17 protein-coding genes are annotated in these 16,041 nt (G+C 51.6%); 5 read left to right on the top strand and 12 right to left on the bottom strand.

The window, feature by feature from the left end; translation table 11 throughout:
* The first annotated feature begins 31 nt into the window (after window positions 1-31).
* The gene (locus tag RB297_RS16235; RefSeq protein ID WP_009595016.1) at window positions 32-757 is read left to right on the top strand and encodes a Crp/Fnr family transcriptional regulator; all 726 of its coding nucleotides are present in this window, start codon (window positions 32-34) and stop codon (window positions 755-757) included.
* 90 nt (window positions 758-847) lie between these two features.
* On the top strand, window positions 848-1,006 hold the full coding sequence (locus RB297_RS16240) for a hypothetical protein (RefSeq protein ID WP_009595014.1): 159 nt from the start codon (window positions 848-850) through the stop codon (window positions 1,004-1,006).
* A 382-nt stretch (window positions 1,007-1,388) separates the two neighbouring features.
* Here RB297_RS16240 and RB297_RS16245 read toward each other — a convergent pair whose 3' ends face one another.
* The 10 genes from RB297_RS16245 to RB297_RS16290 all read right to left on the bottom strand — a co-directional run bounded on the left by RB297_RS16245 (window position 1,389) and on the right by RB297_RS16290 (window position 11,566).
* The gene (locus RB297_RS16245) at window positions 1,389-2,177 is read right to left on the bottom strand and encodes a formate/nitrite transporter family protein (protein WP_375120949.1); all 789 of its coding nucleotides are present in this window, start codon (window positions 2,175-2,177) and stop codon (window positions 1,389-1,391) included.
* Between the two features lie 47 nt (window positions 2,178-2,224).
* Complete coding sequence (gene nirD / locus RB297_RS16250) at window positions 2,225-2,542, bottom strand: nitrite reductase small subunit NirD (RefSeq protein ID WP_009595012.1); 318 nt, start codon at window positions 2,540-2,542, stop codon at window positions 2,225-2,227.
* A 93-nt stretch (window positions 2,543-2,635) separates the two neighbouring features.
* Entirely contained in the window at window positions 2,636-5,074 is a 2,439-nt protein-coding gene (gene nirB, locus RB297_RS16255; RefSeq protein WP_375120950.1) for a nitrite reductase large subunit NirB, read from the bottom strand.
* A 179-nt stretch (window positions 5,075-5,253) separates the two neighbouring features.
* Entirely contained in the window at window positions 5,254-5,931 is a 678-nt protein-coding gene (locus tag RB297_RS16260) for a hypothetical protein (protein WP_375120951.1), read from the bottom strand.
* 183 nt (window positions 5,932-6,114) lie between these two features.
* On the bottom strand, window positions 6,115-6,435 hold the full coding sequence (locus RB297_RS16265; protein WP_009592832.1) for a winged helix-turn-helix transcriptional regulator: 321 nt from the start codon (window positions 6,433-6,435) through the stop codon (window positions 6,115-6,117).
* 154 nt (window positions 6,436-6,589) lie between these two features.
* Entirely contained in the window at window positions 6,590-7,252 is a 663-nt protein-coding gene (locus tag RB297_RS16270; RefSeq protein ID WP_192572515.1) for a uracil-DNA glycosylase, read from the bottom strand.
* Window positions 7,253-7,428: 176 nt separating this feature from the next.
* A complete protein-coding gene (locus RB297_RS16275) occupies window positions 7,429-8,151 on the bottom strand; it encodes a ThuA domain-containing protein (RefSeq protein WP_009592827.1) in 723 nt (240 codons plus the stop codon).
* 43 nt (window positions 8,152-8,194) lie between these two features.
* A complete protein-coding gene (locus RB297_RS16280) occupies window positions 8,195-9,163 on the bottom strand; it encodes a sugar phosphate isomerase/epimerase family protein (RefSeq protein ID WP_009592834.1) in 969 nt (322 codons plus the stop codon).
* A 46-nt stretch (window positions 9,164-9,209) separates the two neighbouring features.
* A complete protein-coding gene (locus RB297_RS16285; RefSeq protein WP_096773209.1) occupies window positions 9,210-10,295 on the bottom strand; it encodes a Gfo/Idh/MocA family protein in 1,086 nt (361 codons plus the stop codon).
* Window positions 10,296-10,465: 170 nt separating this feature from the next.
* On the bottom strand, window positions 10,466-11,566 hold the full coding sequence (locus RB297_RS16290) for a Gfo/Idh/MocA family protein (protein WP_375120952.1): 1,101 nt from the start codon (window positions 11,564-11,566) through the stop codon (window positions 10,466-10,468).
* Window positions 11,567-11,706: 140 nt separating this feature from the next.
* Here RB297_RS16290 and RB297_RS16295 point away from each other — a divergent pair, with 140 nt between their 5' ends.
* On the top strand, window positions 11,707-12,525 hold the full coding sequence (locus RB297_RS16295) for an AraC family transcriptional regulator (protein ID WP_090911011.1): 819 nt from the start codon (window positions 11,707-11,709) through the stop codon (window positions 12,523-12,525).
* Between the two features lie 99 nt (window positions 12,526-12,624).
* Here the strand turns inward: RB297_RS16295 and RB297_RS16300 are convergent, their stop codons facing one another.
* Window positions 12,625-12,939, bottom strand: a complete 315-nt coding sequence (locus RB297_RS16300) for a hypothetical protein (RefSeq protein ID WP_009592829.1) — start codon at window positions 12,937-12,939, stop codon at window positions 12,625-12,627.
* A 94-nt stretch (window positions 12,940-13,033) separates the two neighbouring features.
* The gene (locus RB297_RS16305; RefSeq protein WP_015734420.1) at window positions 13,034-13,735 is read right to left on the bottom strand and encodes a TerC family protein; all 702 of its coding nucleotides are present in this window, start codon (window positions 13,733-13,735) and stop codon (window positions 13,034-13,036) included.
* Between the two features lie 515 nt (window positions 13,736-14,250).
* Between RB297_RS16305 and RB297_RS16310 the strand changes: the two genes are divergently transcribed.
* On the top strand, window positions 14,251-14,862 hold the full coding sequence (locus RB297_RS16310; protein WP_375120953.1) for a TVP38/TMEM64 family protein: 612 nt from the start codon (window positions 14,251-14,253) through the stop codon (window positions 14,860-14,862).
* Window positions 14,863-14,955: 93 nt separating this feature from the next.
* On the top strand, window positions 14,956-15,921 hold the full coding sequence (gene msrA, locus RB297_RS16315) for a peptide-methionine (S)-S-oxide reductase MsrA (RefSeq protein WP_375120954.1): 966 nt from the start codon (window positions 14,956-14,958) through the stop codon (window positions 15,919-15,921).
* Window positions 15,922-16,041 lie beyond the last annotated feature (120 nt).

Genomic DNA, 16,041 nt, shown 5'->3' on the forward strand with positions numbered 1-16,041 from the left:
ATCAAATTTTAGGATGTTAGGGGATACCACCATGAAAACTGTAGACCATGTAATGGAAATCGAAAACTTAGGGAACACGCAGTGCTTCTCGGAACAAAACCGCAACCGTCTGCTGGTCACCATGAAGGAAAGGGTACTCCCTGAAGGATCGCATTTGTTCTGGGAAGGCGACTTCGCCGACAAGCTGTACTTCGTTAAACAAGGAAGAATTAAATTAACCAAATCGACGGATGAAGGCAAAGAGCTTATTCTATATATGTACCATCCAGGAGACATGGTCGGGCAAGCCGATCCATTCTTCAGCAACAACCACAGTTTTTCGGCAGAGGTGCTTGAGGACAGCGTAGTCGGGGTCATCGAGCACAAGGATCTGGAGCTGTTGATCTGCCAGCATTGCGACTTCGCGATTGATTTCATGAAGTGGATGGGAATACACCACCGCATCACGCAGACCAAATTCCGTGATCTCATGATGTACGGCAAGCCCGGCGCATTAACGTCGACGCTGATTCGTCTGGGCAATACCTACGGGCAGCATCAAGAGGATGGCACCATTCTCATCAACAAAAAGATCACCCACACCGATCTTTCGAACATGATCGGGGCCACCCGTGAAAGCGTGAACCGGATGCTGAGCGATCTTCGCAAAAAGGACGCCATCGAATATGCCGGCGGCATGATTGTTATCAAAGATCTGCCGATGCTGCAGGAAATATGCCACTGCGAGCTGTGTCCGAACGAAATCTGCCGGATTTGATCCGCCTAAAGCCCCTTCGGTGCATAATATATGGGCATCTGCTTACAATAAGCCTTGTCTTTCCAATCCAAATCAAAGGGAGTGCTCAGCATGCGTGAAGGTTTGATTCCTGCAGTTCTTGGAACCGTGGTTTCTGCTTCGGGTGCCGCTCTGCTTTGCAGCAGGTATAAATTCGCTGCAACCGGTATTCTAGGCTTCGGACTGGCTCATATGGTGCTTGGTGCGATCGATCTGGTGGAACATCGGTAAACGATTTGGAAGGCAAGATTCTCACGGCTGTCCTTTCAGTTCAATGACTGAGGAGGACAGCTTATTTATGCTGTTGCCCTCCTGCTCCCTTCAGCGATGACATCTCCAAAAAAAACGGATTTCCCAAAAGAACATTACATCTGACGGGAAGCCCACTTTTTCTGTTTGGAGACGTTCCGTGTGCGCATCGTTCCTCCCATTGCCTTTGTCCCAAATTTCTTGGAGTGGTTGTATCTTTACAAAAAAAGAAACCGTTGCTTGGCGAATGGACGAATGACAGACCATTGACCAAGAACGGTTTCTTTGTTTATTCACCAGGCTGGACTTTCTCTGGCAATGAACTAGGAGGATGGAATTCCTCCGTTTCACCGCCCTTCATAGCTTACTTTTGCTTGTTCCCTTTTCCCGAAGAGATAAACCAGTAAGCCATGCCTACAAACAACCCGCCGCCAATGATATTCCCCAGCGTGACCGGCACCATGTTGCTGATCCAGCCGCCGATGGATACCGTCTCGGGATGTCCCGGCAATATCGTCGCCAGCGTCAGAAGCGACATGTTCGCTACGCTATGCTCATACCCTGTCGCAATGAAGGCAAACAGGCACCACCATATTAAAATCAGTTTCGTGGTTTCTCCTTTGGCCCGAATCCCCATCCACAGGGCCAGACATACAAGCCAGTTACATAATATGCCTCTAAAAAACAGCTCCATGAACGGATCGTTCATTTTCTTGGCCGCTGCCGTGAAGATGAGATGATCGGGCGGCAGCCCTTTGAACAGGCCGGAAGCGTAAACCAGATAGCTGAGCAGGACCGCTCCCGCCAAATTGCCGATAAACACAAGGCCCCAGTTTTTCAGCGTGTCCCCCATCGTCGTTCGTTTCGATAACGTGCTTATCGTAAAAAACATATGATTTCCGGTGAACAGCTCTGAACCGGCAAACACAACCAACGTGAGCGCAATCCCGAATGCGGCTCCCATGACGAGGGACTGGAAAGGCGAACCGGCGGCTGCCAGCGGCGCGCCCAGCTTAAAGATTAATACGATCCCAATGCCGACATAAGCGCCGGCCAGCATGGCCGATACCATGTAACGCAGCAAGTTGTTGTTCATCTGCTCTTTTTTCGCAACCGCGGCATTGACGACGGCTTCCACATCATTGTTAAACATGGGTTACCACCTCTTGGTTTCGTCTGTTGAAGCTGCTTATTACGGCCTTATACACCTACCTCAACCTTTCCGTCCACGGCGCGAACCGGATATATCCGAACTTGGCCCTTATCCGGAGCCTGCACAAGCCCTGTCGAAAGCTCGATCTTCCAATCGTATAACGGATCGTAAATGTAATGCCCGGATACGATGGCTTCGGCTAACGGACCTCCTTTGGGATGCGGGCTTTTATTCTCCAAAGCAAACCATTGATGATCCGAGGTCCGGAAGACGGCAATCTCCCGGTCACCGATTTGGACCACCCTTCCGAGTTGCGACAGAAATTCATGTTCATTCCCTACCGTGATATAAGTTCCGGTTTCCATAATGCGCAGCCTCCACTTCTCTTGTTCGATTCCTATCCAAACAATAAGCTCTCTATAATCCGGCAGCCGAGGGGGAACCGTTCTCCCCCTCGATTACTTGCTGCCGACCGGTCTTGCGTCCTGGAACAGCGTATTGCGCAGCTTATCGTCGTTCAGCACTTTCTTCCACGGATCTTCCACTTGCTGCAGGGCCAGCTCAATTCTTTCCACCAGCTCCTTACGCTGTTTAGCATCATCAAGGACCGCCGCACGGATTTGTTCCAGTCCCAGACGCTCTACCCATTCCGACGTTCTCTCGAGGTACTTGCCGGTTTCACGGTAGTACTGCATCAAGGCGCCGCAGATCTCGATCAATTCCTCGTCCGTCTTCACCTTACAGAACGAATCGGCCAGGCGCGCCTTCGTTCCGCCGTTGCCTCCGACGAATATCTCCCATCCGCCGTCATTGCCGACGATCCCGATGTCCTTCGTGCACGATTCGGCACAATTTCGCGGACATCCGTTGACCGCCATTTTAAACTTCGCCGGAAAATCCAGCCGCTCGAATTTCTCCTCGAGGAATGCACCCAGGCCCATCGAATCCTGCGTGCCGAAGCGGCAGAATTGGGAGCCTACGCAGGTCTTGACGGTCCGCAGCGATTTGGCATAAGCATAACCGGACGGCATATCCAGCTCTTCCCATACGCTTGGCAGATCTTCCTTCTTCACGCCGATCAGATCCAGTCGCTGTCCGCCGGTTACCTTAACGACCTTAACATTGTACTTAAGCGATACGTCCGCAATTTTCTTCAAATCCTCCGGCGTGGTAACGCCGCCGTACATTCTTGGCACTACCGTGTAAGTGCCGTCTTTCTGAATGTTGGCGTTCATCCGCTCGTTGACGAAGCGGGACTCCCTCTCCTCCTGATGGGTCACCGGATTCAGCATCGCCAGATAATAATGGATGGCGGGACGGCATTTCGAGCAGCCCTCAGGGTTGCTGAAGTTCAGAACATGCATGACTTCCTTCGTCGTGGTCAGCCCCTTGGCGCTGATTTCGGCGACGATTTCGTCCCGGTCGAGCGTGGTGCACGGACATATGCCTTGTTTGCCTGCCGTCTTAAAGCCATCGCCCAGTACGCTCTGAAGGATTTGCTCCACGATTGGCTTGCAGCCTCCGCAAGAACGGGTCGCTCCCGTGCAAGCTTTGATTTCGTCCACCGTCTTGAGGCCTTGAAGCGTCACGGCATCCACAATGGCCTTTTTGGTTACGCCGTTGCAGCCGCAGACGATTTCATCGTCGGGCATCTTATCCAGCGAGAAGGCCTTGCCGCTTCCTTTCCCTGCACATTCGGTGCCCATGATCGAATGATAGATCTCCTCGGTCATGGCCGTCTTTTTGCGTATCATGGATTGAAGGCTGGCCGAATCGCTGACATCCCCGAACAATATCGCGCCGGCGATGATATTGTCGCGCAGCAGGATTTTCTTATAAGTCTTGCGCCAATCGTCCTTCGCCACGATCACCGAGTGCTCAGCCTGCTCCATGAATTCTCCTGCGGAGAATACATCAACGCCGCTGATTTTCAGTTTCGTCGATACGATGCTGCCCTCGTAAGGCTGGCCGTCCACGCCGCAGAGATGCTTGGCAAGAACCTGCCCCTGCTCGAACAACGGCGCAACCAGGCCGTAGCATGCCCCCCGATGCTCGCAGCATTCGCCGACCGCATACACATCCGGCCACGAGGTCTGAAGATAATCGTTGACTACGATTCCCCGGTTCACTTCGATACCGCTCGCTTGGGCGGCAGCAACGTTCGCTCTGATCCCCACGGCCATGACCACGAGTTCCGCTTCAAGCTCATCCCCATCTTTGAACCGCAGCCCCGTGACCCTCTCATCGCCCATGATTTCCGTGGTTTGTTTGCCTAATAAGAACCGGATGCCCTGCCGCTCCAGCTCCCTTTGCAGCATCCCCGATGCCATGGAATCCAGCTGGCTCTCCATCAAATCCTGCATGAGATGAACCACCGTCACCTCCATGCCCAGGCTGACCAATCCCTTAGCGGCTTCCAGACCCAGCAGCCCTCCGCCGATGACGGCCGCTTTCTTGTATGCCTTGGCGGCTTGAAGCATCTGCGTGCAGTCGGCGATGTTTCGAAATCCGATAACTCCCTCTTTATCACTGCCCGGTACAGGCAATATAAAAGGTTTCGAACCTGTAGCTATAATCAATTTGTCATAAGGAACCGTCAATCCGTTATCGGCCGTCACTACCTTGCGCTCCCCGTCGATGGCGGTGACGGTCACACCCGTATGCAGGGTGATCTGATTGTCCTCGTACCATTTCCAGTCATTCAATACAATGTCGTCCAAGGTTTTGCTGCCTTCCAGCACATAGGACAGCATAATGCGATTGTAGTTCGGGTGAGGCTCCTGTCCAATGACGGTGATGTCAAATTTCCCACCCAATTTAATGATTTGCTCGACCGTGCTTATGCCTGCGATACCGTTGCCAATGATAACCAACTTATCTCTCTTTATATTGGACATCGTTTGATTCCTCCCCAACACGTGATCTTGTGCTCGTATATTCCACTGGTTACAAGTAAATTATATCGTGTAAGGGCATATATTTTTGTGATTTATTTCACATTAATCTTTAAAATTTAAATAAAAATACCAAATAACCCTGTCCGATTGGAACAAGGTTATCCTAAAGAAACGGCCTGCTATATGATTTCGGCTTCCATATAGGCTCGTTCGCCGCCGGGCACTTTTAAATAGGGACGAATTCCGGCAAATCCCCCCGCATCCAGGTTCACCCCGGTCATCCAATTCCCCTCCAAAAGGCCTCCTTCCGACTGCATGATGACGGCAGGCGCCTCGATATGCTCCTGGTACAGTACGATGCCGGCCTGAATGGTCTTATAGGCTTTTCCTTGCTGCACCAAAGATAAGGCACTAATATACGTAGGCACAAAATAATGGGCGATCACGTCCAGCTCCTCCCCGTCGAAGAACGCTTCGCTGCCGAGGAAGGGATGCAGCATCACGATTTTCTCGTAGAGCGACCAGATGATCATATGCAGGAATCTTCCCATCCGTCCCTTATTTTGCTCGGAAGACGAATTCAATGTTTCGGTTTCATAACCAATGAACTTCCATCCGCCGGGAGTCTTGACCCACTTCTGGAACATGTCGACCCGAGCTGTGCCGTCTTGGCTAAGGGATGCTACAGCGTCTGGGCTTGTTCCACACACGGCCGACCATAGTGATTCCGGTACATACTGGCTCAGCACCCGCTTGGTTTTCTCAAATATATGAAGCACTTGTAATGAAGCGTTTTCAAGCTCTGAGATGTCCTCTTGTCCATAATGGAACCGGGAGATATTCGTTCGCTTGATCATGGGCTCGCCTCCTTGATATGCCGCCTGGATTATTACATCATATAGAAGGTGCGTCAGCTTGGTGCATGTCCGGATGTTTTTGCAGGACGAAACGAAAACTCAGCCATTCTGGTTAGAAAAAAAACCCTGAAATGAGGATATCTCATGCCAGGGTTTAATCGTCAACGGGAGTCTTATGATGACTCATCTGTCGACCCATTGTTCTGCCCAGGATGAAATTTGCTCCATCACCGGACGCAGTGCTTTGCCTTTTTCAGTCAGTTCATATTCAATACGTACCGGAGTTTCCGGATAGACATGACGAATCAGTATGCCTTCGCATTCCAAATCCTTCATCCGCTCGGAGAGCATTTTATCGCTCATGGACGGAATCAAATTCGAAATATCCTTAAAGCGCTTAGGCCCGCTCATCAGCGTTTGAATAATCAAGCCATTCCACCGTTTGCCCAGAAAAGAAAAGGCCGATTCGAAACGGGGACACATCGTAACATTTGTAACTTCCATATCCCTTCACCTCTTTACGAAGTCACCTTGTTTATAGAAACTCATAAGCTTACCCAAAAATCTAGAAAACTTACGAATTGTAAGTATGTTTCATTTTAGCATATTTTCGAGAAGCTGAAAACCTCCTAGCCCCTTTTTCCCAGAAAATCAGCGCTTATCCCCCTAATATCCGAGCCAAAATATCCAAATCGTCCTCAATCAAAGTGGATAATTTCCTATTATACAGCACCGCCGCTGGATGGAACAGAGGGAATATCTTATAGGTCTCCGGTGAAAAAACATAGCCTGCTCCGGGATTTTCCGGATCTGCCGCTTGCTGAACCGGGCCCTCCATCAGCTTGCCGTGCAGCGACGTCACCGTTTCATGGCTTCCGATTAACCGGTGCAGCGCCGTATTTCCCATCGGTGCCAGGATGTCCGGGCGGACCCATCGGATCTCTTCATCAAGCAAAGGCGCATGCGCCAAAATTTCCGCCTTGGTCGGCGTGCGATTCGATCGGCTGATGACATTCTCGCCCGAAGGCCTCACGAGCACTTTATCCTTGTAGGGCCTGCTTCGCATGGCACTGGTAATATATACCTGGTCCCGCGTCAGTTTCAGACGTTCCAGGTACGCGTTCATCTCTTGTCCGGCCTGCCCTACGAAAGGTTTGCCTTCCAAAACTTCATGAGCTCCGGGCGCTTCCCCGATGAACATGATTTTCGCAAAGCGGACTCCCCTTCCGAGCAGGAAGCCCTCAACGGGTTGATGGACGAGCCTGGCCCGGCATATGGCGATGATTGCGGGATCTACAGGTGCGCTTTGTACTTCGTTCATGTGTACAGCCCCCCTCTCCTATATCATACAATACCCCATATTCACGTATATTCTATCCCCAGCCGGCAAAAACATTTCGAAAAAGCAGCCCCAACATACCAAAAAAACGAGCCGAACAAGGACTGTACCTTGAACGGCTCGTTCGTTGATGATTAAGATAATGCGCTGTTTATTGCTTAGACTAAAACGGGAAGCGCGCGAACCGGCTGACTGTTGCCGAACGTTTGCTTGCCTGCCGTGGAATGAGCCCAGTTAATCGCATTGGAGATCACTTTCAGCACTTCGGGGTTGTAGTAGGTTGGATAGGTCTCATGCCCTGGACGGAAGTAAAAAATGTTCCCATGCCCGCGTTTGAATGTGCATCCGCTGCGGAACACTTCCCCGCCCTCGAAATTGCTGACGAATACCAGCTCATCGGGGGCCGGAATGTCAAAGAACTCCCCGTACATTTCCTCGTGCTCGATGATGATCGGTCCCGTAATTCCCGCCGCAATCGGATGCGTCGGATTCACGCTCCAAATAATTTCCTGTTCTCCTGCTTCGCGCCACTTCAAATCGCAGCTCGTGCCCATCAAAGCTTTGAACGGTTTGGAAAAATGTCCGGAATGGAGAACGATCAGTCCCATACCATCCTGCACGCGTTTTACGACCTTGCTTACGATTTCGTCACTAACCTGGTCATGAGCCATATGCCCCCACCACAACAGCACATCGGTTGAATCCAGTACATCGTCCGTCAATCCATGCTCCGGCTGGTCGAGCGTTGCCGTTCTAATGATGAAATCCGGATTTTGCAGACCCTCCGCCAAAGCTGTGTGAATGCCCGTTGGATAAACGCTCCGAACCTCATCATGGATTTTCTCGTGCACGAATTCATTCCATATGGTTACGTTAAGCATGTTGCTGTTCCCCCTAATTGCTTATTCGTTATTCTCTACGCTGTTAGACCCACCACATTTCTCCGAGCGGCTCTTCGATCAGCACTTGCTGAAGGTTTTGCACCGCTTTGGAGAAGCCTTCTTCAACGGACATCAGTCCGTCTTCATGTTCAATGCTCACGACATAGTCATATCCAACCAGGCGAAGAGCACTCATCATATCCGCCCATTCCTTCACATCGTGTCCGTAACCTACGCTGCGGAACTGCCAAGCGCGATCCAGCATGTTCGCATACGACTGCATATCCGTGAGACCGTGTTTGTTCACGTTAATCGGATCAATGCTAGTATCCTTCGCATGGAAGTGGTGGATCGCTCCTTCGCGGCCCAAAATTTGAATCGCTTGAACAGGGTCGATCCCTTGCCACCACATGTGGCTCGGATCCAGGTTGGCACCGATCACTTCGCCTGCGGCTTCGCGCAAACGGAGCAGCGTGCCCGGCGTGTGAACAGAGAAGCCGCCGTGCAGTTCCAAACCGATTTTGACATTGCGGTCTGCCGCAAATTTACCCCACTCGGTCCAATAAGGAATGACCTTGTTATCCCACTGCCAAGTCAGGATCTCTTGATAGTCGTTAGGCCAAGGCGCTACCGGCCAGTTCGGGTATTTGGCATCCTCGTGGTCGCCTGGGCAGCCGGAGAATGTGTTGACAACAGGTACTTCAAGCTTTTCGGCAAGCTCCACCGTTTTTACGTATGTGTCATGGAATTCTTTAGCGATTGCCTTTTGCGGATGAAGCGGATTGCCGTGGCAGCTCAGTGCGCTAATGATCAGCCCGCGGGATTCCACCGCGTTTTTGAAGTTTTTCAGCGCGGTTTCATTCTCCAGCAGCTCGACCGGGTTGCAATGTGCATTTCCGGGATACCCGCCTGTTCCGATTTCAACTGCTTTAAGGCCCTTGGATGCCACGTAGTCCAATGCATCCTCCAGTTTACGTCCACTCAGCAATACCATAAATACGCCTAATTTCATTGTATAACCTCCTGGTTTAGCTTAGTCATCATATTGATTGCAAGATTTAGTTGTCGAAATAAACCGCTTTACCCGTCTTCGCCGATTCATAGATCGCTTCCAGGATTTGCGTCACCACAAACGCCTGCTCCGGCTTAACGACCGGATCCTTATCCTCTATAATCGCTTCAAGCCACATTCTTGCTTCACGGTCCGAGTCGTTTTCCTTGGAGCCCGAATAGAAAGCTACGCCGCCGGCGTTCAGATCCACTTTGGTTTCATACAGTCTGCTCATTTTCTCGCCGTTGATGCGCAAGCCGTCTTTCATGTCGGCTCCGCCTTCGGTTCCCGCCAGAACGGCTTTCGCTTCGCCGATCTCCAGGACGTTAAGCGCCCAGCTGGATTCCAGAACGATCGTAGCGCCGTTCTCCATCGTAATAAATCCGAATGCCGAATCCTCTACCGTGAATTCCTTCGGATCCCACGGACCGAACGCATTCGCCGCATTCTCGCGCTGACCCAATTTATGGAACGTGGATCCCAACACGCTTTTCGGCTTGTAATTGTCCATCAGCCACAAGGTCAAATCCAGCGCATGGGTTCCGATATCGATCAACGGACCTCCGCCTTGCTTCTCCTCGTCAAGGAATACGCCCCAAGTCGGAACGGCACGGCGGCGGATGGCCAAGGCTTTACCGTAGTAGATCTCGCCCAGCTCGCCTTCCTCGCAGATCCCCTTCAAATACATGCTGTCGTCCCGGAAACGGTTGTTATAACCGATGGTCAGTTTTTTGCCTGTGCGCTTTGCGGCGTCCAGCATGGCCTGTGCTTCGGAAACCGTTTTTGCCATCGGCTTCTCGCACATCACATGCTTGCCGGCTTCCAGGGATGCTACCGTGATTTCGGAGTGCGAATCGTTCGGCGTACATACATGGATGACGTCAATGCTGCCGTCTTTCAGCAATTCCCTGAAATCCGTGTACACTTTAGCGCCTTCAACCCCATATTCGGCTGCTGCCTTCTGCGCACGCTCTTCCACGATGTCGCAAAAAGCGACCAATTCAGCCTTCGCCTGCTTCTTCAAGCTCGGCATATGCTTGCCGTTGGCGATTCCCCCGCAGCCGATAATTCCGATTTTCAACGTGTTCGACATGTCCATTTCCTCCCCATACTGTTGATCTTATTGGAGCTGTCCCAATATTAGTGCAACGCTTTCATGCGGATCGCCGGGCAAGAGCTCATCATCCTGCCAGATCCGTCAGAAGCTGGTTTGCCTGTTGTTCATAACCAGTTTACAAGAATATGGACCAGGCTTCCAGTTCCCTATTCTGCCGATTCGGCCTGCTGAGGTGCCGGAAGTTTGCCATATCGGTACGTGCTTTGCAGAACGATATGCCTGCCCTCCAGCGAAGACTGCTGAAAGGACTGCATGATCTCCAGCACGTGATAAGCCAGGCGCCCGCTTACGCGGTGGTCCTTCTGCTCATGAATCGATTGGATCATATCATGGATGCCCAGACCCCGCTCGTTCTTCCCGCATTCGAAGGCGGGCTCAAGCAATTCCCATTCCTCGGAGCCGTGCTTGCGCAGCTTCACTTCCCCGTTGAAGTAGTTCGGATCGCCGAGACTCAGGCTGCCCTGCGTGCCGTAGATTTCGATCCAGGGCAGATTGGACCCGCCAAAGATATCGAAACTGGTAATCATGGTTGCAATGGCACCGTTCTCAAAATCCAGCGTCCCTGCCAAATGCGTCGGCGTCTGAACCGTGATCGGCTTTCCTTGAAGCGGGCCGGAGCCGACGGAACGGTCCGGGATCTGGATGCCTGTGGATGCGCTGATCCGGCTTGCGGGACCCAGCAGCTCTACCAGGGCCGACACATAATAAGGTCCCATGTCCATCATCGGACCTCCGCCCGACGCGTAAAAAAATTCGGGATTGGGATGCCATGCTTCCGGTCCTGCCCCCATCATAAACGCCGTTGCGGCAACAGGTCTGCCGATCAGCCCGGATTCAATGGCCGCTTTGGCCGTCTGTACGCCGGAGCCTAGGAACGTATCCGGTGCGCAGCCGACGCGAAGCCCCTTCTGATCCGCGATATTCAGAACGCGGCGGGCTTCGTCAAGGGTTATGGCCAGCGGTTTTTCACTGTAGACATGCTTTCCTGCTTCCAGGGAGGCGATATCGACATTGGCATGGCTGGCCGGAATGGTCAAATTAATAATAAATTCAATATCCGTCTGTGCGAGCATCTCCTCAACCGTGTATACGTTCGGGATGTTGAACTCTTCCGCTTTCGCTTTGGCGTTGTCCGGAATGAGATCGGCACATGCCACGATTTCAACCCAAGGGCTGTTTTTCAAGTTCGTGAAGTATACGCCGCTGATGGTTCCGCAGCCAACTATACCTGCTCTCATTTTTTTCATCGATGTCACTCCTTGAACCAATAGATGTGCTCGGACTAGTACAATGGTATTCTTTTATGCTTTCGTTTAAAATGAAGAATATGATTAAAACATGAACAATCTGGTCATTATTTTCTTATTCTTCAAAGGGGACTTTAGCAATGGATTCAAATCTTTCCAACCAAGTCGTAGCAGCGGATTTCTCATTTCATCGCAAACCTTTCAAGATGTCCCTGGCGGACGGTTTCGACACCTATTTGATGCGTTGGCAGACCGACGGCAAATGCCGCGCCAAAATCGACGGCAAGCTGTCGCTCGTCGAGGCAGGGGATCTGTTGATCTTCACGCCCGGACAGCCTTATGAACTTCGAATCGATGACGAATACAACGCATTGGGTGAATTGACCATCGAAAGCGGCGATTATCATATTTTTTTCAAAGGGCCTTGGGCGGACGCGTGGTGGAATTCCAAGAAACGCCCGACCAAAATCAGGGTGCCGCTGGAGGAGCGTTACCTGAGCCTGTTTCGGCAAATTCTGCTCGAGCAGCGGCGCGTATCGGATCCTTATCCCGAGATTTCGGATTACACCGTGCGGATTCTGTGCCTTGAGGTGGACCGCCTGTTATCGGAGCAGCCGTCAACAACCCCCAAGACGTATCTCGCCTACCGCATGAAGAACTACATTGAGGAGAATGCCTCCTCCATGTTCAAGCTGGAGGATGTCGCCGCCCATGTCGGCATCAGCGTTTCCCGGGCAGTCCATCTGTTCAAGGAAGCATTCGGCACCACCATCATGCAGTACACCATGGACGTGCGACTGAGCATGGCAAAGGAACGGATCGTTTTCAGCCCCCTCTCCCTGGAGGATGTCGCCGAAACCTCCGGCTTTGCGAACTACACTTATTTTCACCGCGTTTTCCGTTCCCGATTCGGCGTTTCGCCTAAGCAATTCCGCATGTCCAGCCGTACCTCCAATTAATGGCCATAACTGCACGATAAAAAAAGCGGGCCGACCAAGGTTTTTCCTTGATCGACCCGCTTCTTCTTTGAATCGGATGTAAGATATTCCATGATTCCGTTACTTCTTGTCAGGACCAAGGGTGGCCGCTGCCTCGGCAACAACAATAGCCAAGTCTTCATTACCGAACATCGACAGGACGCCAAGCAGGGTCTGATCCGGTATTTCCCCAGCCTCTTCTTTGGGCACCGTCAGTTCAAGCACGCGCGTCAACCGCTCATTGTCCGGCTGATCCGGATAGGCTTTACGGTACAGCTCAGCCGGATCCAGACCGTGATTCACACACCACTGGGCAAATACGAGGATCATCATATCCTCATCCTGGCGGTACGATTCCGCTATCCGTTCTTCTACGGACTTCCCCGCAGATTCCATGCATTACTCCTCCTCATGCGAACAGGGTTTTATGGGCTCTGTTCGTTCATGAAGACATTATACCGCTTGGTTCCCGTTCAGACAAAGTCTTAAACTAGTCGACCATCTTTACCTGTACCGGGTTGCTCTTCGCTTTGTGCTCATTCTTCTTCTTCATCCAGGTTCCGATGCCGATGACGATGGCAATGACGATGACCTCAAACCCGTACTTCACGACGCCATTTGCGAACCAGCCGTGAATCATCGGCTCTTCCACCACCATCTTCGATGCGGTCCAGGCTAACACCGCAGCGCCGATCGTGATGATAATCGGGAAGCGATCCGTCAGCTTCAGGATAATGGTACTGCCCCACACCATGATCGGAACGGAAATCGCAAGTCCGACAATAACGAGCATGAAGCTTTCACCGGCAGCGCCTGCTACGGCAAGAACGTTATCCAGTCCCATCATGGCATCCGCGATGATGATCGTACGGATAGCCGCCCACATTTGGTTGCCCGCGGAAATTTCATGCTGCTTCTCATCGACCAGCAGCTTGTAGGCAATCCACAGCAGCGCGATGCCGCCGATCAAGCGCAAGCCGGGGATCATCAAGAGCTGGACAACGAGCAGCGTGGCTACGATCCGTATGATGATCGCACCGACGGTTCCCCACAGGATGACCTTCTTCTGGTCCTCTTTCTGGACATTGCGAGCGGCGAGACCGATAACGATAGCATTATCGCCTGCCAGCACGAGGTCAATGAGGACAATCGACAGCAGCGCGGTCCAAAATTCCATCGAAAGCAAATCCATGATTCCCCACCCTTTCTTCATGTTCTGATTAGGCTTTCCCCTACCGATGTCCTCCACCCAAAAAAACGCTGTTCCCTTCATCGATGGGGTCTACAGCGTTTTTTGGGCGCAAAAATAGACCTCCACCTCATCATGAAACAATCAGGCAAAGGTCTCGCTAAACAACTCATCGTTGCCAATAAAGCCGGGGATGGTTAGTCCCGTAATGACGACTTTACTTACGATATAGAATTTATAAGTCATCGGCAGAGCCCATGAGATTCTATATCGCAAGAAAACCTACCGTTGAAGTCGCGGTTGTTCATCCTTGATAAGGCCACGACAGAGGTTTTCTTATGAAGCTACTCCCCTTTGGGAACTATTCGGTTGGACATATTATAACATACGAAAAATCGCTTGTATATTCAAATTTTTCCATAGTATCGATTGCCAGAGTCTTCGAAAAACGGGCAGCATGCCTGTTTTTTTGCTATCATGGTGCTATTCAAGTCAACGATGCAAAGTGAGGATTCTACATGAAGAGATGGATCATCCCCATCCTATATGCGGCAGTACTGGCACTTGCTTTTTCATACAGGCATGATATCACGGAGTGGCTGGAGAGCGATCCCCCGCTCTTCCTCATGATCCTGCTGGCAGCCCTGCTTGCCTTATTTCCCATTGCCCCCTACAAAGTGATCATCGCTATTCTCGGGTATGCATACGGCACCGTCTGGGCGGCAGCCATATCGTGGTTCGGAACGACGATCGCCGCCGTCATCCTGTATGCGGCTGTGCGGTCTTTATACCAGGAGTCCGGCAGACGGCTGCTTGGGAAATACACGGCTATACATAGGTTTACGACCGCGGTCGAACGGCGCCCCTTTCAGTCGATCCTGCTCGCCCGCCTGCTGCCCGTGATACCCCAAATGGCCGTCAATCTATATGCCGGCATCGCCTCCATCCCATTCTGGACGTACACCGCCGCTTCCGCCATCGGCAAAATTCCAGCCATCCTCCTGTACGCCTGGCTTGGCAGCGGATTGGCCGATCATCCGGTCATCTTCGCGGCTGTTGCGGCAGGACTTATGCTGCTAACCGCTTTGTTCATGGCCGCTTTCCGGTGGTATAAGGGGAGAACGACATAATCGGAGCAATATTTTGGTTTCCTTGACCAAAATGATTATAATAACAATAAGACTTACATTTTATATTGTTATAAAACGATGGAGGGATAATATATGAATAATCGTTCAACCCCAAGCGAATTGGCTACCTTTGCGGGAGGCTGCTTCTGGTGTATGGTCTCTCCTTTTGACGAGCTGCCGGGCATTCTGAAGGTCGTTTCCGGTTATACTGGCGGCCACAAGGAAAATCCAACCTATGAAGAGGTATGCTCCGATACCACAGGCCATTATGAGGCCGTTCAAATCACCTATAACCCGGAAGTTTTCCCATATGAGAAGCTGCTCGAGCTTTTCTGGCAGCAAATCGATCCTACGGATGAGGGCGGACAATTCCATGACCGCGGGACATCCTACCGCACCGCTATTTTTTACCATACGGAGGAGCAGCGCGAGCTTGCGGAGCAATCCAAGCAGGCCGTGGCGGCCAGCGGACGTTTCGACGGACCGATCGTGACGCCGATCATCCCGGCGAGCACCTTCTATGAAGCCGAGGAATACCATCAGGATTACCACAAGAAAAATCCGAGCCATTACAAACGCTATCGCAAAGGCTCCGGACGGGAGGATTTCATTGAGCAGCACTGGTCGGAGCCTGTGGATACCGCCGAGCTTAAGCAGCGCCTGACGCCGATACAATATGAAGTGACGCAGAACAACGCTACCGAACCCCCGTTCCACAATGAGTATTGGGACCATCATGGGGAAGGCATTTACGTCGATATCGTGTCCGGCGAGCCGCTCTTCAGTTCTACGGACAAATACGACGCCGGCTGCGGATGGCCGAGCTTCACCCGTCCGATTCGCGAATACAACATCAAGGAAAAAATGGATCTTACCCACATGATGGTCCGCACCGAGGTACGAAGCAAAAAAGGCGACTCTCACCTCGGCCATGTGTTCGACGACGGGCCCGGACCGAACGGGCTCCGTTACTGCATCAATTCCGCTGCGCTCCGGTTTGTGCCGAAGGAAGAAATGCAGAGGGAAGGCTACGGCGAGTATTTGCAGCTGTTCGAATAAATCCAAATTTCCAAATGCATTGCCCCTCAGGGGTAATGCATTTTTTTGTGCGGTTGAACCCGTTTATTCAATTTGGTTGCACGGGGTAATATACAGTACATGCCATGAACAGTTGAATTG

The sequence above is a fragment of the Paenibacillus sp. CR_12 genome (genome assembly GCF_041953985.1).
Taxonomy (GTDB): Bacteria; Bacillota; Bacilli; order Paenibacillales; family Paenibacillaceae; genus Paenibacillus_AQ; species Paenibacillus_AQ lautus_A.